Annotated in this window: 18 protein-coding genes; 6 read left to right on the top strand and 12 right to left on the bottom strand. The window is 64.6% G+C overall.

The window, feature by feature from the left end:
* The first annotated feature begins 58 nt into the window (after positions 1-58).
* Positions 59-412 (top strand): nuclear transport factor 2 family protein, encoded by a 354-nt coding sequence (locus tag XH80_RS14545; RefSeq protein ID WP_271599148.1) that lies wholly within the window; start codon positions 59-61, stop codon positions 410-412.
* 168 nt (positions 413-580) lie between these two features.
* Here XH80_RS14545 and XH80_RS14540 read toward each other — a convergent pair whose 3' ends face one another.
* Both XH80_RS14540 and XH80_RS14535 read right to left on the bottom strand, forming a co-directional pair.
* The gene (locus XH80_RS14540; protein WP_271599147.1) at positions 581-1,669 is read right to left on the bottom strand and encodes a Zn-dependent alcohol dehydrogenase; all 1,089 of its coding nucleotides are present in this window, start codon (positions 1,667-1,669) and stop codon (positions 581-583) included.
* 44 nt (positions 1,670-1,713) lie between these two features.
* A complete protein-coding gene (locus XH80_RS14535; protein WP_271599146.1) occupies positions 1,714-3,498 on the bottom strand; it encodes an acyl-CoA dehydrogenase family protein in 1,785 nt (594 codons plus the stop codon).
* Between the two features lie 234 nt (positions 3,499-3,732).
* On the opposite strand from XH80_RS14535, the gene XH80_RS14530 reads away from it, so the two are divergent.
* Together XH80_RS14530 and XH80_RS14525 are read left to right on the top strand one after the other, a co-directional pair.
* The gene (locus XH80_RS14530; protein WP_271599145.1) at positions 3,733-4,434 is read left to right on the top strand and encodes an SDR family NAD(P)-dependent oxidoreductase; all 702 of its coding nucleotides are present in this window, start codon (positions 3,733-3,735) and stop codon (positions 4,432-4,434) included.
* A 133-nt stretch (positions 4,435-4,567) separates the two neighbouring features.
* A complete protein-coding gene (locus XH80_RS14525; protein WP_271599144.1) occupies positions 4,568-5,398 on the top strand; it encodes an enoyl-CoA hydratase in 831 nt (276 codons plus the stop codon).
* A 208-nt stretch (positions 5,399-5,606) separates the two neighbouring features.
* Here the strand turns inward: XH80_RS14525 and XH80_RS14520 are convergent, their stop codons facing one another.
* Positions 5,607-6,230, bottom strand: a complete 624-nt coding sequence (locus tag XH80_RS14520; RefSeq protein ID WP_271599143.1) for a GNAT family N-acetyltransferase — start codon at positions 6,228-6,230, stop codon at positions 5,607-5,609.
* A gap of 68 nt (positions 6,231-6,298) precedes the next feature.
* Positions 6,299-6,502: a DUF1127 domain-containing protein gene (locus XH80_RS14515; protein WP_128954290.1), complete on the bottom strand. Its 204-nt coding sequence runs from the start codon at positions 6,500-6,502 to the stop codon at positions 6,299-6,301.
* 110 nt (positions 6,503-6,612) lie between these two features.
* On the opposite strand from XH80_RS14515, the gene XH80_RS14510 reads away from it, so the two are divergent.
* Together XH80_RS14510 and XH80_RS14505 are read left to right on the top strand one after the other, a co-directional pair.
* On the top strand, positions 6,613-7,512 hold the full coding sequence (locus XH80_RS14510) for a transcriptional regulator GcvA (RefSeq protein ID WP_271599142.1): 900 nt from the start codon (positions 6,613-6,615) through the stop codon (positions 7,510-7,512).
* A 144-nt stretch (positions 7,513-7,656) separates the two neighbouring features.
* The gene (locus tag XH80_RS14505; protein WP_271599141.1) at positions 7,657-8,988 is read left to right on the top strand and encodes an MFS transporter; all 1,332 of its coding nucleotides are present in this window, start codon (positions 7,657-7,659) and stop codon (positions 8,986-8,988) included.
* Positions 8,989-9,120: 132 nt separating this feature from the next.
* Here the strand turns inward: XH80_RS14505 and XH80_RS14500 are convergent, their stop codons facing one another.
* Genes XH80_RS14500 through XH80_RS14490 form a run of 3 tightly spaced genes read right to left on the bottom strand, consistent with a single transcriptional unit; the run spans position 9,121 to position 11,727 of the window.
* Positions 9,121-9,534, bottom strand: coding sequence for a Rieske (2Fe-2S) protein (locus tag XH80_RS14500; protein ID WP_057746215.1), 414 nt, complete (start codon positions 9,532-9,534; stop codon positions 9,121-9,123).
* Positions 9,534-10,643, bottom strand: coding sequence for an amidohydrolase family protein (locus XH80_RS14495; RefSeq protein ID WP_271599140.1), 1,110 nt, complete (start codon positions 10,641-10,643; stop codon positions 9,534-9,536). Before XH80_RS14495 ends, XH80_RS14500 begins: the two co-directional genes overlap by 1 nt.
* Before the next feature lie 25 nt (positions 10,644-10,668).
* Positions 10,669-11,727 (bottom strand): amidohydrolase family protein, encoded by a 1,059-nt coding sequence (locus XH80_RS14490; protein WP_271599139.1) that lies wholly within the window; start codon positions 11,725-11,727, stop codon positions 10,669-10,671.
* 200 nt (positions 11,728-11,927) lie between these two features.
* On the opposite strand from XH80_RS14490, the gene XH80_RS14485 reads away from it, so the two are divergent.
* A complete protein-coding gene (locus XH80_RS14485) occupies positions 11,928-12,410 on the top strand; it encodes a CinA family protein (protein WP_271599138.1) in 483 nt (160 codons plus the stop codon).
* A gap of 197 nt (positions 12,411-12,607) precedes the next feature.
* On the opposite strand, the gene XH80_RS14480 is transcribed toward XH80_RS14485, so the two are convergent.
* From XH80_RS14480 to XH80_RS14460, 5 genes are all read right to left on the bottom strand, one after another.
* Complete coding sequence (locus XH80_RS14480; RefSeq protein WP_057746200.1) at positions 12,608-12,883, bottom strand: DUF1488 family protein; 276 nt, start codon at positions 12,881-12,883, stop codon at positions 12,608-12,610.
* 85 nt (positions 12,884-12,968) lie between these two features.
* Entirely contained in the window at positions 12,969-13,598 is a 630-nt protein-coding gene (locus XH80_RS14475) for a tetratricopeptide repeat protein (RefSeq protein WP_442869145.1), read from the bottom strand.
* Between the two features lie 147 nt (positions 13,599-13,745).
* The gene (locus XH80_RS14470) at positions 13,746-15,215 is read right to left on the bottom strand and encodes an AMP nucleosidase (protein ID WP_271599136.1); all 1,470 of its coding nucleotides are present in this window, start codon (positions 15,213-15,215) and stop codon (positions 13,746-13,748) included.
* Positions 15,216-15,481: 266 nt separating this feature from the next.
* Positions 15,482-16,816: an HlyD family type I secretion periplasmic adaptor subunit gene (locus XH80_RS14465; RefSeq protein WP_271599135.1), complete on the bottom strand. Its 1,335-nt coding sequence runs from the start codon at positions 16,814-16,816 to the stop codon at positions 15,482-15,484.
* On the bottom strand, positions 16,813-18,561 hold the full coding sequence (locus tag XH80_RS14460) for a type I secretion system permease/ATPase (protein ID WP_271599134.1): 1,749 nt from the start codon (positions 18,559-18,561) through the stop codon (positions 16,813-16,815). The genes XH80_RS14465 and XH80_RS14460 overlap by 4 nt, the downstream gene beginning before the upstream one ends.
* Positions 18,562-18,826 lie beyond the last annotated feature (265 nt).

Here is an 18,826-nt window from a genome sequence, read left to right as displayed (position 1 = left end):
AAAATAACATCGAGATTCCGGGTTCGCGCCCCGGAATGACAAGGAGGGAGGAAGCACCATGAGCCAGGACCTCGAACAGCTCACCGCGCTCAACCGCGACTACGTCGCTTCCGTGCAGAACTGCGACGTCAAGCGCTTCGACGAGATTCTGGCGCCGGAGTTTTACTGCTCCAATCCCGACAAGACGCTGGTCGACCGCGCCGCCTTCCTCGAGCAAACGGCGCGGCCGATCGCGATCCGCAATCTGCACGCGTTCGACGTCATCATCCGCATCATGGGCGACTTCGCCATCATCCATGCGGCGACGAGCTACACCACCGCGGACGGCCAGCAGGCGACCGGGCGATATACCGATTGCTGGGCCAAGAAGAACGGGACGTGGCTGGCGGTGTCGGCACACGTGTCGCGATGAGGAGGGCACTGCCCGCCTCCTCTCCACTGTCATGCCCCGGCTTGACCGGGGCATCCAGTACGCCGAGGCGGAAATTGGGTCACACAATCATCGCCGCAGCGTACTGGATCGCCCGGTCAAGCCGGGCGATGACACCTGTGTTGGGGCGGCACGGACGAGCACCAGCGCCTAGCTATCAAACACGATCACGCTGCGCAGCGTCTTGCCGGCCTTCATGTTGGCGAAGCCCTCGTTGATCTCGCTGAGCTTCAGCTTGGCCGAGATCCAGTCCTCCAGGTGCAGCCGGCCGCGCAGGTAGAAATCGACCAGGCGCGGCATGTCGACGCGGAAATGGTTGGAGCCCATCGACGAGCCCTGGATCTTCCGCTCCCTCAGGAAGTCGAAACCGTGCAGCTCGATCTTCTGGCCGAACGGGATCATGCCGACGATGGTGGCGGTGCCGCCCGAGGCCAGCATGGCGAACGCCTGCTCGGCGGTCTCCTTGCGGCCGAGCACCTCGAAGGAATGATGCACGCCGCCATTGGTGAGGTCGCGCACCTGCTTCACCACGTCGCCGTCGGCGGGGTTGATGATGTCGGTCGCGCCCAGCTTGGTCGCCAGCTGCAGCTTGGCCGGATTGGTGTCGATGGCGATGATGCGGCCGGCGCCGGCGATCTGCGCGCCGTTGATCGCGGCCATGCCGACGCCGCCGCAGCCGATGACCGCGACCGTCTCTCCGGCCGTGACCTTCGCCGTATTCACCACCGCGCCGTAGCCGGTGATGACGCCGCAGCCGATCAGCGCAGCGAGCTCGAGCGGCATGTCTTTGCGGATTTTGACGATGGCATTCTCGTGCACGAGCATCTGCTCGGCGAAGGACGAGAGATTGAGGAACTGGTGCAGCTTCTCGGGTTTCGACCACTGCATCCGATCTGAGACGCCCGGCAGCATCTTCACCGTGGTGTCGGTGCAGAGCACGGTGCGGCCGGTGGTGCAATTGTCGCAGGTGCCGCAGAACACGGAGAGGCAGGTGACGACGTGGTCGCCCGGCTTCACATAGGTCACATCGGAGCCGACCTGCTCGACGATTCCGGCGGACTCATGGCCGAGCACCGCGGGCAGCGGATGCGGGTAGAGGCCTTCCATGAAGTGAAGGTCGGAATGGCAGAGGCCAGCGACAGCAGTGCGGATCAGCACCTCGCGCGGGCCGGGCTTCGGCAGGCTGACATCCTCGATGACGAGCGGCTTGTTGACTTCGTAGAGGACGGCGGCCTTCATCGAGCACTCCCTATCGCGTTTTTTGCTTGATCGTGACGCGCAGCCTACGCTGCCAGAACGAGTTCGCCAACCTCGCTCATTCCGGCTGAGCTATCGCCGAGCAGCAGCGCTGCGATCTTTGCCTGCGTGGCATTTTCCGTCAGCCGGAACGGATCGCCCGGCGTCACCCGGTGGTCGATCACCAGCCGCGACAGCAGCAGCCGGCGCGCATCGCCGCGCCTGTCGTGGATGCGATGCGCCTCCCAGGCGAGCGCCACTGCGCTGGCGACATGATAGAGCAGGCTGGTGGCGCGCCGCGCCTCGGCCTCGTTCTCGGACTTGCCGGCGACCTCGCGCGCGAAGCGGACCGCACGATCGACGAAGCCGCGCAGATTGTCGCGCCAGGCCTGCGGCACGGAGGCACTGTCATCGAGCCGCGCATGCAGATCGGCTGATAGCGCGGATTCCGCGCCGTGGCGGCCAACGGCACGCCGCAGCGCATCGATCGCCACGATGTTGCCGGTGCCTTCCCAGACCGAGCCGAGATGCGCATCGCGCAGCAGGCGGGGCGTAGCGAATTCCTCGATATAGCCGATGCCGCCGCGCATCTCGAGCGCATCGCCGCAGGCTTTTCGCGCATCGCGCGTGGCGCGGAATTTCAAGGTTGGCGTCAGGATGCGCAGCAGCGCCGCCGCGTCCTGGCTGCCGGCTTCGGCGCGGTCGAGCGCGTCTGCGGTGAGAAAGCTCATCGACAGCGCCTGCTCGACCGGCAGCATGATCTTCAGCATCTGGCGACGGCCGAGCGGCAGATCGATGATGCGGCTGCCGAACACGACGCGGTTCGTCGCCACCGTCATCGCATCATGATAGGCGCGGCGCATCAGCGCGGTCGACTTGACGCCATTGGAGAGCCGCGACGAGTTCACCATCTCGGCCATCTGCACGAAGCCGCGGTCGAGCTTGCCGACCGCATAGGCGATCGCGCCTTCGAGCTTGATCTCGCCCGAGGCCATCGAGCGGGTGCCGAGCTTGTCCTTCAGACGCACGATCCGGTAGTGGTTCTGCGACCCGTCATCGAGCAAGCGCGGCATCAGGAACAGGCCGACGCCGCGCGTGCCCGGGCCGGCGCCCTCCGGGCGCGCCAGCAGCATCACGACCTTGGCGTCCGCATTCGAGCAGAACCATTTCTCGCCGTGGAGGCGCCAGTGATCGCCCTCCTGCACCGCGCGCGTGGTGAGCATGCCGACGTCGGAGCCGCCTTCCTTCTCCGTCATGAATTGGCCGCCTTGCGTCAGCTTGCTCATGTCGGTCGAAGTCAGGCCATCGAGATACTTTGCCTTCAGCGCCTCACTGCCGAAATTCGACAGCAATTTGGCGCAGCCATCGGTCACATTGATCGGGCAGCCCATGCCGAATTCGGTCTGGTTGAACAGAAACGTGAAAGCATGCTTGGCAACGACGGGGTATTTGTCGGGCCAGCCCATGATGCCCTTGGCGTTCGACAGCGCGTGGATGCCGAATTCGCCGAAGGCGGCGTTCTCCAGCTCGCGATAGGCCGGGTGATATTCGATCCACTGCACGTCGCGGCCGAACTTGTCGCGCTGATGTAATATCGGCGTGTGCCGATCGGCCAGCCGCGCGCATTCATCGAGACGGCCGCCGGCGAGCTCGCCGAGGCGGTCGAGATGCGGCTCGATGTGGCGAAACAGATTATCCGGCAGATGGATGCGCAGGAGGTCCGTCAGCGCCGGATCGGCACGGTAGAAATTCATGCCAGAGGTGTCGGGCGCCAGCAGGCCGGAAGGTGCGGCCGCGGCACTTTTCGGCTGCGCTGTGACCGGCTTGTGCATGATCGTCCTCTTCGTTTCCGCCCGGCGGCAATTCTTATCGCTTGCCGCTTGAGATGATGTCGATCATGCTCCCGTCGCGAGAGGCGATAAAGCTGCAAATTGTCAGGGAGGCATGATTGCCGTGAAGGAGCAATTCGCTCTGCGGAATTGTGATCGGCAGGCCGATGGGGCCGGCTGGCTGTCCGCACGGCGGATGCCTAGATCAACGGCGTCCCGTCCCCGAGAGATCACATCATGGAACATCCGAAATACAAGGTCGCGCTCATCGTCGGCGCCGGCGAAGGCCTGAGCGCCTCGCTGGCACGGCTGCTGTCAAAGCAAGGCATCCGCGTCGCGCTGGCCGCGCGCCAGATCGAGAAGCTGGGCGCACTCTGCAACGAGACCGGCGCGAAGGCCTATGCCTGCAACGCCACCGAGCCTGAGGAGGTCGAGCGCCTGTTTGGCCTGGTCGAGCGCGAGATCGGCACGCCCGACCTCGTCGTTTACAACGCCTCTGGCCGTTCGCGCGGGCCGTTCGTCGACCTGGTCCCGGCCGATGTCGCGAATGCCATCGCGGTCAGCGCCTATGGCGGCTTCCTGGTGGCGCAGCAGGCCGCCAAGCGCATGGTGCCGAACCAGCACGGCGCGATCCTGTTCACCGGAGCCTCGGCCAGCGTCAAGGGTTATGCGCAATCGGCGCCGTTCGCGATGGGCAAGTTCGCGCTGCGCGGCCTCGCACAAAGCATGGCGCGCGAATTATCGCCGCAAGGCATCCATGTCGCGCATTTCGTGATCGACGGCGGCATCCGCAGTGCGACACGCACGGAAGCAGCGGACAAGCCGGATTCGATGCTGGATCCCGATGCCATCGCCGAGAGCTACTGGAACGTGTTGCAGCAGCCGCGCAGCGCCTGGAGCTGGGAGCTCGAGCTGCGGCCCTGGGTGGAGAAGTTTTGAAGTCGAGCTGCCGTAGGGTGGGTAAAGGCGCATAGCGCCGTGCCCACGATCTCGAACTCAAGAACCAATGGTGGGCACGCTTCGCTTTGCCCACCCTACGAGAGCTCGCAATGAAGAAATAAAGGGAGGATCAATGACCACGGAAACCACCATCGACACCGGCACCAATGAACTCCTCTGCGTCATCCGCGACCGCGTCGCCGTGATCACGCTGAACCGGCCGGAGGCGCGCAATTCGCTGTCGGACACGCTGACCCCGGCGCTGCGGACCATGATCCGCACCTGCGGTGAGAGTCCCGATGTCGGCGCGCTGCTCATCACCGGCGCGGGCGAGGCGTTCTGCGCCGGCGGCAACGTCAAGGGCATGGGCGCGCATCGCGATCCGAAGAAGCTGGAAATGTCCTTTGACGAGAAGGTCGCCGATCTCCAGGAGCGGCAGCGGCTGCTCACCGGCGCGCTGGTGTCGGTGCGCAAGCCGACCATCGCCGCCCTGCCCGGCCCTGCGGTCGGCGCCGGGCTGGCGATTGCCATGGCCTGCGATATCCGCATCGCCGCGCAATCGGCCTTTGTCGCCACCGGCTATGCCCGCATCGCGCTGAGCGGTGACTACGGCATCGCCTGGCTGCTCACCCGCCTCGTCGGCACCGCACGGGCGCGCGAGCTGCTGTTCACCGGCGACCGCGTCGACGCGGCGCGCGCGGAGGCGATCGGGCTCGTCAACCGCGTCGTGCCCGACGACAAGCTGCAGACCGAAGCATTCGCATTGGCAAAGTCTCTCGCCGAAGGCCCGCGCCTGGCGCTGCGCTACATGAAGGACAATCTCGATGAGGCCCTGCTGTTCGATTTCGAGACGGCGCGCGATCACGAAGCCGAGCGATTGATCCGTCTCACCACGACCGCCGATCACAAGGAGGCGGTGCAGGCGTTCATCGAGAAGCGCAAGGCGGTGTTTACGGGGAAGTAGCAGCGTTCGAAAATCGTAGACCGTCACCCTGAGGTGCTCGCCTCTTCGGCGAGCCTCGAAGGGCGACGGCCCGGATGCATCGGTGCCGCTCATCCTTCGAGGCTCCCGGCGCGATGCATCGCATCGCGCCACTCGCGCCTCAGGATGACGGGGTGAAAAGCAAAAAAATGCCCGGCGCTGGCTTGGCCAGGCCGGGCACGGAGTGGTGTCAGGCCGAGGCTGAGGGGCGTTCGGCCTGACGGGAAAGGGCGGCGAGACGCCAACTCGCGCAGGGGATGTCCTGCGGCGCGACATGGATCTCCTTGTCGAAGCGCACCAGCTTCCAGTCATCGGGGTGATTGACGAAGGCAAAGCCGGATTTGCGTGCCAGCGAGACCATGGTTTCGTTGGAGCGCAGCGTGTCGCCGAACATGTGCTCGGCGCCAAGCGCGGCGGCGCGGCATTCGAGATTCTTCATCAGCGCGGTGGCGATGCCATGGCGCTGCCAGCGGTCGTCGACGGACAGGCCGAATTCGAGCGTCGCGGTCTCGGCGTGGAAGGTGTAGCGCGCCTCGGCAATGATGGTCTCGAAGCCATCGATCAACTTGGTCGCGACCACCGAAAAACGCTCGCGCGCGCCGATGTCGAGAAACTCGCTCAGCAGCCCCTTCGGCAGCTCGCTGATCGCGCCAAAGAAGCGGTTGTAGCGGGAGCGGGTCGTGAGCGAACGGAAATAGTGTTGAAGCTCGTCGGTGTCACCAGGCACGACGAAGCGGAGGTTGACCGCCTCTCCGTCGCGGGTACGCAGCGTATCCGAATATTGCTTCAGGTCTTCCAGACGATAGCTGCTCATGACACGCGACCTCAAAAGAGGGACCGCCGGCGCCCCCAACAGTCAGGCGGCGCCGGCCTGACGGCCTATCAGGCCCGCCAGAAGGGTTTGTCGGCCTCATAGGCGATGTCGGTCCACGACAGGCCGACGTCGTGGAGATCGCGGGCGGTCCAGTTGGTCAGCTCGCGCCGGGTCCGGTAGCGCTCGTGCCAGACATGGAGGGTCTCACTGACCTGCTGGATCAGGCCTGGCGCATGATGATTTGTCATCGAATTCTGGGTTAAAGTAGACATGTTGAGCTCCTTGAGCTAACTTCACGGCCAATATCTGCTTCCAGGTGCGCCGCGACAAACGACAATTTGTACCTCTTCGCATGAAATAAACTCATGCATCATGCTGCCAAATGACTGCCAGATTGCCATCCCTGAACGGTTTGCGGGCGTTCGAGGCTGCAGCCCGCCATCTCAGCTTCACGCTGGCCGCTGGCGAGCTGAACGTGACCCAGACCGCGATCAGCCATCAGATCCGCCGGCTCGAGGAGGAGCTCGGCATCCGGCTTTTCATCCGGCAGAACCGCGCGCTGGCCTTGACGCCGGAGGCGCGCGACTACCTCCCGGGCGTTCGCGCCGCCTTCAACGACCTCCGGCTCGCCACCGACCGGCTCTTGCGCAGGGACGACGACAAGGTGCTGACGGTCTCGACGCTGGCCTCGCTCGCCGCAAAATGGCTGTTGCCCCGGCTTGCCGATTTCCAGGATGCGCATCCCGACATCGACGTCCGCATCACCACCTCGACCAGCCTAGTCGATTTCCAGCGCGACGATGTCGATGCCGCGATCCGCTACGGGCGTGGCCAGTGGCCGGGCCTGCGCGCCGACTGGCTGATGGCGGACGAGCTGTTCCCGGTGTGCAGCCCGTCGCTGCTGCGCGGCGACAAGCCGCTGCGCCGACCAGAGGATTTGCGCGGTTATCCGCTGCTGCACACCTCCAACGCCAACAGCGACGACTGGCGGCTGTGGCTGACGGCGGCCGGCCTGCCGGCCGACATCGCCAAGCAGCCCGGTATCACCTTCGACATGATCTTCATGACCATCCAGGCCGCGATCGACGGCATCGGCGTCGCGATGGGACGAACCTCCTACGTCAAGGACGACATCGCCAAGGGCCGGCTCGTGGTTCCCTTCAAGATCGCGCTGCCAGCCGATGCCGGCTTCTATCTGGTCTCGCCGGAGGGTCGCCGCGAGGCGCCCAAGCTCGCCGCCTTCCGGGAATGGATAATTGCGGCAACGCAGAATAAAGCCTGAAAATTCATCAGCTTCCGCGGCAAAACGGGTTGACTCGCAGGGCCTCGCGCGACAGGGGTTAGGCAGATTGTCGCAGCAGCAATCTGCCGCCTTGCCGTGAAAATGAGTTCCGGTCCGGCCACGTCTTGAAGGGGAGTAACGCCAATGGCTGGACCAGCAGCAGCATCAAATCCGCCCGCAATCAAATCGCGCATCGGCGCGATCCTGCGTGCGACATCGGGCAATTTCCTCGAGCAGTTCGACTTCTTCCTGTTTGGATTCTATGCCGCCGCAATCGGCAAGGCGTTCTTCCCCTCCACCAACGAGACCGCGTCGCTGCTCAACACCTTCGGTGTGTTCTGGCTCGGCGCCTTGATGCGCCCCGTTGGCGCAATCGTCCTCGGCGCTTACATCGATCGCATCGGCCGCCGTCAGGGCCTGATCGTCACGCTCGGCATCATGGCGGTCGGCACTGTCGTCATCGCCTTCTGTCCGAGCTATGCCACGATCGGCATCGCAGCGCCCGTCATCGTGCTGATCGGCCGTTTGCTGCAGGGCTTCTCCGCGGGTGTCGAGCTCGGCGGCGTGTCGGTCTATCTTGCTGAGATTTCGACACCCGGCAATCGCGGCTTCTACACTTCGTTCCAGTCGTCGAGCCAGCAGGTCGCGATCTTCGTCGCCTCGATCCTCGGCTACATCCTGTCCGAGCTGATGCCGGCCGACACGGTCGCGTCCTGGGGCTGGCGCATTCCCTTCTTCGTCGGTTGCCTGATCATTCCCCTGATCTTCTTCCTGCGGCGCACGCTGGAGGAAACGCCTGCGTTCCTCGCCATGAAGAAGCACCCGACCGCGAGCCAAGTATTTGCTTCCGCGCTCGCCAATTGGCGCATCGTAATCCTCGGCATGATGATCGCGATCCTGACCACGACGACGTTCTACTTCGTGACCGTTTACACGCCGACCTTCGGCAAGACCGTGCTGAAGCTGTCGACGCAGGATGCGCTGCTGGTGACGTTGCTCGTCGCCGTCACCAATTTCATCTGGAACCCGGTGGGCGGTGCGCTGTCCGACCGCATCGGCCGCAAGCCGGTGCTGATCGGGATCGCGACGCTTGCACTGCTCACCGCCTATCCGGCGCTGAGCTGGCTGGTGGCGGCACCGACCTTCGGCAAGCTGCTGGCGGTCGAGATGATGTTCTCGTTCTATTTCGGCATGTACAGCGGCACCATGCTCGGCGCGCTGGTCGAGATCGTGCCGGCGCATGTGCGCACGACCTGCTTTTCGCTGGCCTTCGCGCTCGCAGCCGCGCTGTTCGGCACCTTCACGCCGTTCGCCTCGACCTGGCTGATCGAGCAGACCGGCAACAAGGCCATGCCCGGCGCCTGGCTGATGTTCGCGGCGCTGCTGGGTATCATTGCGGCCTCGATCGTCTATCGCGGCGGCGGCAAGGCGGTGCCGACGTATGATCCGGTCGTCGAGCCGACGGCTGGGCATTGATGTCATTCCGGGGCGCGCGTAGCGCGAACTATGGTGCGCAATTGCGCACCTGAGAATCCATTTCTCCCAGCATTCCTGACGCACGATGGATTCCGGGCTCGATGCTTCGCATCGCCCCGGAATGACAGGGAGCTACAACTCCACCACCACGTAGTCGCTCTCGACCTTCACGGGAATCGTCTCGGCGACATAGGGTCCCTTCACCACGCTTGCGCCCGGCTCGACGTGGGCGGGATAGGCTTTCACGCGAAAGCGACGGGGATCGCAATAGGACTGGCCGGTGCGGATGTCGAACTCCCAGCCGTGCCAGGGGCAGCGGATGATCTCACCGAGCTTGGTGTACTCGATCTCGCCGGGATCCTTTGACTGCGCGAGGCCGATCAGCGGCCCCTCGCACAAGGCCGCGCCCTGATGCGGGCAGCGGTTCATCAGGCCGAAATACTCGCCCTTGATGTTGAAGACCGCGATCGGCCGGCCGTCGATCTCGAGAAATTTTCGCGTGCCGGGCGGCAATTCATCGACCGCGGCAACCACATGCCGCGCCATCAAGCAATCCCGTACAGCTTCTTCGCATTGCCGAGATAGAATGCTTCGCGATTGGCCTCGCTCACGCCTGCCGGCAGCACCCGCGACGGCTCGTCATAATCCCAATGCGGATAGTCGGTCGCGAACAACAGCCGGTCCCAGCCGATCCATTTGATGACGTCGAACAGATCCTCGCGCCTTTCGGGATCTTCCATCGGCTGCGTGGTCCACCACACCTGCTCGCGGATATATTCGGACGGCGGCCGCTTCACATGCGGCACCTCGCTGCGCAACCGCTGCCAGACCTTGTCGAGCCGCCACGCCAGCGACGGCGCCCAGCCGAAGCCGGCCTCGATCATCACCATCTTCAGCTTCGGGAAGCGGTCGAACACGCCTTCCAGCACCAGGCTCGCCAGTGCCGATTGCTGGCACTGCGAGTGGCCCACCATCTCCTCGATGTAATAGGACGGCCAGCCCGACGGTGTGATCGGGTTGCCGCCGAAGCCGAAGGCGTGCACGCCGACCGGAAGCCCCGCCTCTTCCGCGGCTTGATAGATCGGCCAATAGCGGCGCTGGCCGAGCGGCTCGACATTGCGGCTGAGCAGCAGCACCTGGACGAAATTCTTGTCGCCGGCGCGCTCGCGAATCTCCGCAGCAGCCGACATCCCGTCCTCGTTGCCCACGACAATGGACGCCTTCAGGCGCTTGTCCTTGCTGGTCCATTTGTCGATCTGCCAGTCGTTGATCGCGGAACACAGCGCCGCCGAGAGCTCGTGATTGCGGATGCCCTGCCCGGTGTTGAGCGGATTGAGCACACCGAGCTGCACATTGTTGGGATCGAGCAGCTGCTTCTGCATGAAGGAGAGCGAAGAGCCCTGCGGCCCGCCTTCGGGCGGATAGGCATCGCGGCGCGAGGCGTTGGGCTGGGCCTTCGGATAGGGCGGGCCTTCCATCATGCCCTGATAGGCATGGACGCCGTAGATTTCGAGATGATGCTGCCAGCGTTTGGCGAGGTAGGGATAAAGCTCGGTCCGGGTCGCGCGTGCCGGATGGATGTCGCAGTCTGCAATCGCGGTCTTGGTCGTCAAGGGGGAGGACGTTTCGGTGCTCTCGCGGAACTGGATATTCATCGCCTTGCCTCCTTTGGCAGCGGGCTCATTTCAGGCGGGGATAGGTAGCATGCGGATTGTCGATCATGATCTTGCGCACGAGATCAGGGGTGAGACCCTCGGGCAGCGCATCCTTGCCGTCGAACTGCCAGTGCGGATAGTCCGTGGAGAATAGGACCAATTCGTCGGACTGCATATGATCAAACAGGCGAATTAATGTCTCGGGTTCCGGCGGCGCATCAAATGGCTGTAATGAGAAGCGGATGTTGCTGCGCACAATGTCCAGCGGCGCGCGATCGACCCAGGGCGTCTCCATCCGCACCCCGCGCCAGAACTTGTGCAGGCGCCAGAGAAAAGGCGAGATCCAGGACACGCCCGACTCCAGCATCACCATCTTCAGCCGCGGATATTTTGCGAACACGCCCTCGACGATCAGGCTGGTGAGCTGGGTCTGGAACGCCTGCGCCTGACCGACATAGTCCTCGATGTGATAGGAACCCCAACCGACCGCGGTCGGCGGATTGTGATAGGCGGAACCGGCGTGGATGCCGACGGGAAGGTCGAGCCGTTCCGCCGCCTGATAAATCGGCCACAGCGCGCGCTTGCCCAGCGGCGTGTCGCCCATCACAAGCATCAGCACCTGCACGAAGCGCTTGTCTTCTGCGCAGCGCTCGATTTCGGCGACGGATTTCTCGATGCTTTGCGTCGGGATCACGATCGAGCCCCGCAGCCGGGAGTCACGATCGAGCCATTCCCTGGCGAGCCATTCATTCAGCGCGCGGCAGAAGGCGGCCTGCATGTCCTCCGAGAACACCATCTGCACACCGTAAAGCGGACTGCAGATGGCGCAGCTGAGCTGGAAGGGATCGAGCACATGGCGCTGCATGTCCTCAAGGCTTTCGCCGGGCTTGCCGGTCTCGGGACGCCAATCGGGTCGCGCCACGATCGGCGAATTCTTCGGATAGGATTGCGAAACGAGGTCGACCATGCCGCGCGTCGTCACCTGGTCGCGCCAATAGTCGTTCAGGTAGGGCAGCAGGCTGGTCAGATGCGGCACGGCTGGATGAACATCGCAATCCACCCCACCGGCGATCAGGGACGCCATGACGTCTCCCTTCTCACGTTTCCTCGTCGGTCTCGGTCTCGTCGTGGGGCGGCGCTTGGCCGCTCCGTTCGCGGGCGGCTCCTTGCCGCTCCGCCTTGTAGCCATTCAAGCAGGCCTGCCCCTCGCCCGCAACTCGGCCAACGCTGCTGTCATATGCTAGGAAGGCTGAGCTCGGTTGCGAAGGAAACAAGGGGGAGAGGATGAAAGAACTCGTCGGCATTGCGGAACAGGTGGCAGCGAAACTGATCGCGCGCAAACAGACGATTGCGGTTGCGGAATCCTCGGCCGGCGGCCTGATCGCGGCAAGCCTGCTCGCGGTGCCCGGCGCCTCCGCCTATTTCCTCGGCGGCGCCGTGGTCTACACCCGCGACGCCAGACGCGTGCTGATGGATATTTCGGACGAGGGGATGAAAGGCTTCCGCTCATCCTCGGAGCCCTACGCAAAACTCCTCGCCGAGCAGATGCGCGGCCGCTTCAGCTCCGACTGGGGCCTGTCCGAGACCGGCGCAGCCGGCCCGACCGGCAACCGCTACGGCGATGCCGCCGGCCACAGCTGCATGGCGGTCGCGGGGCCCGCAACGCAGGTGATGACACTGGAGACGGGCAGCAATGATCGCCTCGCCAACATGCAGATGTTCGCGGCGACGGCGCTGAAGTTGTTGTTGAGGAAGCTGGAGGGGTGAGCGGTTGCCAGCGACCACGCTTTCGGTACCGTCATCCTGAGGTGCTCCCCTTGCACCGCAAGGGGAGCCTCGAAGGACGACGGCCCGGCTGCATCTCGGCCGTGCATCCTTCGAGGCTCCCGGCGCGATGCTTCGCATCGCGCCACTCGCACCTCAGGATGACGGAGAGGCACTATTGCTCGAGGCAAGGACCGACCTCACCTTCCCAAATGGCGCACAAAAATTCGCACCACATGGCCTTTGAACCGCGGCGCCTCGTCATAGAGATCTGACGCGATCCGCTCGATGGTTTCGCGCAAGGACAAGAACTGCGCTTGCCGGGCGCTGCTTTCGGTGCCCTGCATGCCCGCGAGCTCGTCCATCGCGGCGTCGCTGATCTGGCAATCCACAACGTCACCATCGTTGAGCATGGTGAAGCGGAAGGCCAGACGTTCGAGGTCGTGGCCGATGATCCTGTCGCGCGTCAGCGGCATGCAATTGTCCCGTTCGCCCCCGAACGGGACAATGCTGAAATTCGCCGGACTTGTCACCCCACAGGTGGCAGTCGGCTCACAGGCTTCAGTAGGCGAGAGCTGTACCGGTGGGCTTGTCCAGTGCCGCTGCCAGTGACTTGTACTCGTCGCAATCCGTCCCGCAAATGGCCGCGATCCGGTTGAGATGGAACATCGCTTGCTCGCGATTGCCCTGCTCGAGCTGCCACAGGCCATAATATTGCCAGGTTAGCACGTGGTTCGGGTCGATCTTCAGCGCGTGCTCGTACCAGACCTGCGATTGCTTGTAGTCACCGAGCTTGCGGTAGGAGTAACCGATCAGATTGGCAACATTCGCATTGTCGTCGTGGCCGAGTGACTTCAACTGCGCGATCGCCGCAAGGTAGTCGTTGCGCTCATAGATGGTGTGGTAGGCCACGCGGTAGCCTGCGGCAAAGGCCGGATCATCGATACTCGACTGGTTATTGGCCTTCTTGCCCTTCTGGGTGGCTTTGGTGCCGCTGCGCGACGGATAGGTCGGCGCCGGCGTACTCTGGCTGGAAGAGGGGTGGGCGAAGGGATCCATACCGCCTCCACCTCCACCGCCTCCGCCGCCACCTCCGCCACCTGCTGCCCAGACAGATGCAGATCCGGCTATGGCAGTGAGCGCCGCAAGATACGCGCCGCGAACGGCAAGCCTGATGATCGGACTGACCATTGTGGTCTCCTGATATCTGCTCGAACACGCCCCGGACGAGATGATAACCCTGCTTCGGCAGGGATATTCCCGCGGGCACGCACGCGGGCATACGACGAGCTCGACACGACAAGCGTGCTGCCGTTGTTGGGGGCAGCTCTGATCGATCTACTGGAACGCGACCTCGGCAAAGCTACGAAGCTTGCGCGAATGCAGCCGCTCCGATTCCTGCTGCTTGAGCCGCTCGAGCGCCTTCAGGCCGATCTCGAGATGCTGGCCGACCCGGGCGCGATAGAATTCGCTGGCCATGCCCGCGAGCTTGATCTCGCCGTGGAGCGGCTTGTCGGAGACGCAGAGCAGCGTGCCGTAGGGCACGCGGAAGCGGTAACCGTTGGCGGCGATCGCAGCCGATTCCATATCGAGCGCGACGGCGCGCGATTGCGACAGGCGACGGATGACCTCTGGGCCGGAGATTTCCCAATTGCGGTTGTCGACGCTGGCGACCGTACCGGTGCGCATCAATCGCTTGAGCTCGAAACCTTCCAGACCCGTGACGTCCTCAACCGCTTGCTCCAGCGCGACCTGCATCTCAGCCAGCGCCGGGATCGGCACCCACGGCGGCAACTCGCGATCGAGCACGTGGTCCTCGCGCACATAGCCATGCGCAAGCACGTAATCGCCGAGCCGCTGCGTGTTGCGCAAGCCCGCGCAGTGCCCGAGCATCAGCCAGGCATGCGGCCGCAGCACCGCGACGTGATCGGTGACATTGCGCGCATTGGAGGGACCGGTGCCGATATTGATCAGCGTGATGCCGCGATAATCAGGCGCGACCAGATGGAAGGCCGGCATGTTCGGCGTGCGCGCAGGGGCGACCCCGGTCGTGCTCCCGTCGCCGCGCGTGACGACGTTGCCGGGCGCAACGAACGCGTCGAGCCCGGCTTCGCCGGACTGGAGCCGCTGCTGGCACGATTGCGCGAAGGCATCGACATAGAACTGGTAGTTGGTGAAGATCACAAAGTTCTGGAAATGCTCGGGGTCCGTGCCGGTGTAGTGGTAGAGCCGGCGCAGCGAGTAGTCGACGCGGGCGGCGCGGAACAGCGAGAGCGGCTCGGGCGCACCTGCCTGAAGCTGGAACGTGCCGTCGGCGATGGAATCGTCCATCGTGGCGAGAACAGGCACGTCGAACGCGTCGCGCAGCGATCGCGTCACCGGCGAGTTCTCGCTGGTGGTGATGGCCGCTTCGATATTGATATCGCGGCGATAGGCGAAGTGGATCGGGATCGGCTCGGCGGATTCACCGATCTCGACGGGCACGCCATGGTTCTGGATCAGCAGGCCGATCTGCTCGGTGAGATAGGCCCGGAACAGATCCGGCCGCGTCACGCTCGTCTCGTGCACGCCGGGACCGGCGACAAAACCGTAGGAGAGACGCGAATCCAGCCGCGCATGCGTCGCGGTGGTGAGACGGACAAACGGATAATAGGCCCGCACCCGCGTCGTGATCGCTTCACCGGAGACATAGGCCTCGAACCGGTCGCGCAGGAATTTGGTGTTGCGCTCGTAGATCTCTTCGAGGCGGGCGACGGCCGCGGATGCGTCGGAGAAGGATTTGGTGGCGATGGATGGTGGAGACTGCATGGTTCGACCGGCTGGGTTTTGGGAACGTGAGTCGAACTATAGCAACAACGTGGGCAATCGTCAGCGAAGGGTAGATTGCCTGTCACACGCACTGCTGTCATGCCCCGGCTTGGTCGGGGCATCCAGTACGCCGCGGCCTCTCGAGTCAACCACGACTGTCTCTGGAATACTGGATCGCCCGGTCAAGCCGGGCGATGACAGCCAGTCTGCCGCTCCAGATCCCGGATGCGCGCTAGGCGCGCTCCGGGATGACGCGCTTTCGCGCGTCACTTCTCCCGGAACGCACGCATGAACTGGTCGTGCAGCGGCTTCAAGAGGTAGGACAGCATCGTGCGGTCGCCGGTCTGCACGAACGCCTCCACCGGCATGCCGGGGATCAGCTTGGAATCGCCGAGCTTGGCGACCTCTTCCGCCGACATCGAGACGCGGATGGTGTAGTAGCTCTGGCCCGTGCGCTGGTCGGTGGTGACGTCCGGCGAGACGCGGCTGACGACGCCGTTGAGCTCCGGCGTGGTGCGCTGGTTGAAGGCGGACAGACGCAGCAGCGTTTTCTGGCCGATCTGCAGCTTGTCGATGTCGACCGGATTGACCTTGGCCTCGACCTGGAGATCGTCGGTCTGCGGCACGATCAGCATCAAGGTGTCGCCGGCGGTGACGACGCCGCCGACGGTGTGCACCGTCGATTGCAGCACCATGCCGTCCTGCGGAGCGCGAATGTCGACGCGGCGGAGCTGGTCCTCGGCCGCGACCTTGCGCTCGATCAGCTCGCCGCTCTTGTCGTTGGTCTCGCGCAGATCCTTGGAGACCTCGCTCACCATGTCCTTGTCGACCTGGATGATCTGCAATTCGGTCTCGGTGATCTTGCCCTTGGCCTGGGCCCGCGAGGCGACGTACTGCGCGCGCTCGCCGTTGAGGCGGGCCGAGTCGCGCTCCAGCGTGGTCAGGCGCGAGATCTGCACCAGATGCTTGTCATAGAGATCGCGGACGCCGGTGAGCTCCTGCTGTACCAGCGCGATCTCCTTGTCCTTGGCTTTCTCCTGCGCGGAGAGACCTTCGATCTCCTCGTTGAGCTGCTGGATGCGCTCACGCAGCTGCGCCTTCTGGCCTGCACGGCCGTTGACACGGACCTCGAACAGCTTGGTTTCGGCGGAGAGCAGCGCCTTGACGTCAGGATCGTCACGGCGGTCAAGCAGCGCTTGCGGAAACTCGATCTTGTCGAGACCGCGCTGCTCGGCCTGAAGCCGTGCCGCACGCGCCTGCGCCGCGTCGAGGTTCTTGACGACGATGGCGAGGTTGGCCTTGGTCACGGTGTCGTCGAGCCGCACCACGATGTCACCCGCCTTGACCACGTCGCCGTCGCGGGCGCGCACCTCGCCGACCACGCCGCCGGTCGGATGCTGCACCTTCTTGACGTTGGATTCGACCACGACCTGGCCCGGCGCGATCAGCGCGCCTGAGATCAGCACCGTCGAGGCCCAGCCGCCGAGACCGACGGCGAGGAACGCCACGGTTCCAAGCCCGAGCATCAGATGAAACCGGATGGAGTCCCGGACAGTCTTGGTCGCGGCCGCCTTGGTGCCGCCAACCGTCATCGTGCTCATGCTTTGGTCACTCCGCCTTCGCTGACGACCTTGATCGGCGCCGGCGGCGCGACGCGGGGCTGGAGCACCTGGGCGAGGACCTGCTCCTTCGGACCGAAGGCCTGCATGCGGCCGTCTCGCAGCACCAGGATCTGGTCGACCGCCTCGACGCCGATCGGCCGGTGCGCCACCACGACGACGATGGCGCCGCGCTCGCGGGCGCTGCGGATCGCCCGTGTCAGCGCCTCGTCACCTTCGGTGTCGAGATTGGAATTGGGCTCGTCCAGCACGATCAGGAACGGATTGCCGTAGAGCGCGCGAGCCAGCGCGACGCGCTGGGCCTGGCCGGCCGAGAGCGAGGCGCCCTGCTCGCCGACCTGGGTGTTGTAGCCCTCGCGCATCTTGATGATCATCTCGTGCACACCGGCTGCCTTGGCCGCGGCGATGATGCCGTCGGAGGTCGCATCGGGGTCGAAGCGGCTGATGTTCTGCGCGATGGTGCCGCCGAACAATTCGACGTCCTGCGGCAGATAGCCGATGTAGCGGCCGAGCACGTCGCTCGACCATTGGTCGAGCGCGGCGCCGTCGAGCCGGACCTTGCCGCGGACCGGCTGCCAGACGCCGACCAGCGCGCGGATCAGCGAGGATTTGCCGGAGCCGCTCGGCCCGATCACGCCGAGGCCGTTGCCGGCTTCGAGCGCGAAAGTGACGTCCTGCACGATGAGACGCTGGTCGCCCGGCGCCACCATGGCAACACCTTCGACCGAGAGGCGGCTGGTGGGCGATTGCAATTGCGTCGGCGTCGCCTGCGCCGGCATCTGCTCCAGAAGCTTGCTGAGGCGGTGCCAGCTCTGGCGGGCCGCGACGAAGGATTTCCAATGCGCGATGGCGAGATCGACCGGTGCCAGCGCGCGGGCCGAGAGGATCGAGCCGGCGATGATGATGCCGGCGGTCGCCTCCTGGTGGATGACGAGCGTGGCGCCGACGGCGAGCACGGCGGATTGCAGCATCATGCGCAGCACTTTGGCGATGGCGCCGAGGCCGCCGGCGACGTCGCTCGCGCGCTGATTGCCGGCGAGGTATTTTTCGTTGGCCGCGCTCCAGCGCGCGTTGAGCCGGCCGGCCATGCCCATCGACACCAGCACCTCGGCATTGCGGCGGCTGGACTGGGCGAGGTCGTTGCGCTGGGCGGCAAGGCCCATGGCCTCCTTGGCCGGCTGGCGGGACAGAAACTCGGTGACCAGCGTCAGGCCGACCAGGATGACCGCGCCGACCAAAGCGGTCACGCCGATCCAGACGTGGAAGGCGAAGCAGATGCCGAGATAGAGCGGCAGCCAGGGCAGGTCGAAGAAGGCGCTCGGGCCCATGCCGCCGAGGAAAGAGCGGACATTGTCGAGGTCGCGCAGCGGCTGCAGCCCCTCGTTGCGATTGCCGACCAGCAGCGGCAGCCGCACGATGGTGTCGAACACGCGCTTGTTCAGGGCTTCGTCGAGTGCGGTGCCGACCCGTCCCAGGATGCGGCTGCGGATCATGTCGAGCACGCCCTGCGCCATGTAGAGGCCGCCGGCGAGGACGATCAGGCCGACCAGGGTCGGGATGCTGCGGCTCGGCAGCACGCGGTCGTAGACCTCCAGCATGAAGATCGACCCGGTCAAATAGAGCAGGTTGATCATGCAGCTCATGAAGCCGACGCCAACGAATGCCGTGCGGCAGGCACGCAGCGCGTCACCGAGCTCTGAACGGCGGAGGCCGGGAACGGCTGCCATCAGTCTGATCTCTTTCGGGTGAGGGGCAGAGCCCCTGGATTCAAAGGCGAATCGTGGCGTATGCGCCGCGGATTAATATCGGGTTCTCCCCGCTTGCAATGCAATCTAATTCATCCGGGCCTGGCCACATCTACTGCGGACAGCCCGATCCGCAAGTCCGGTGTTTCACAGTCTTTGCGGCTTTTTCGAGCAAAGACAAGCGCCTCCCCCCAGGGCGCTGACAAGCCGCTGGGGGAGAGGCGCAAGGTTCCGACCGGTCGGACCG

This window comes from Bradyrhizobium sp. CCBAU 45384 (assembly GCF_028128665.1).
Classification (GTDB): Bacteria; Pseudomonadota; Alphaproteobacteria; order Rhizobiales; family Xanthobacteraceae; genus Bradyrhizobium; species Bradyrhizobium manausense.
Note: the sequence above shows the minus strand (reverse complement) of the source record. Positions and strands in the feature narration are given on the sequence as shown.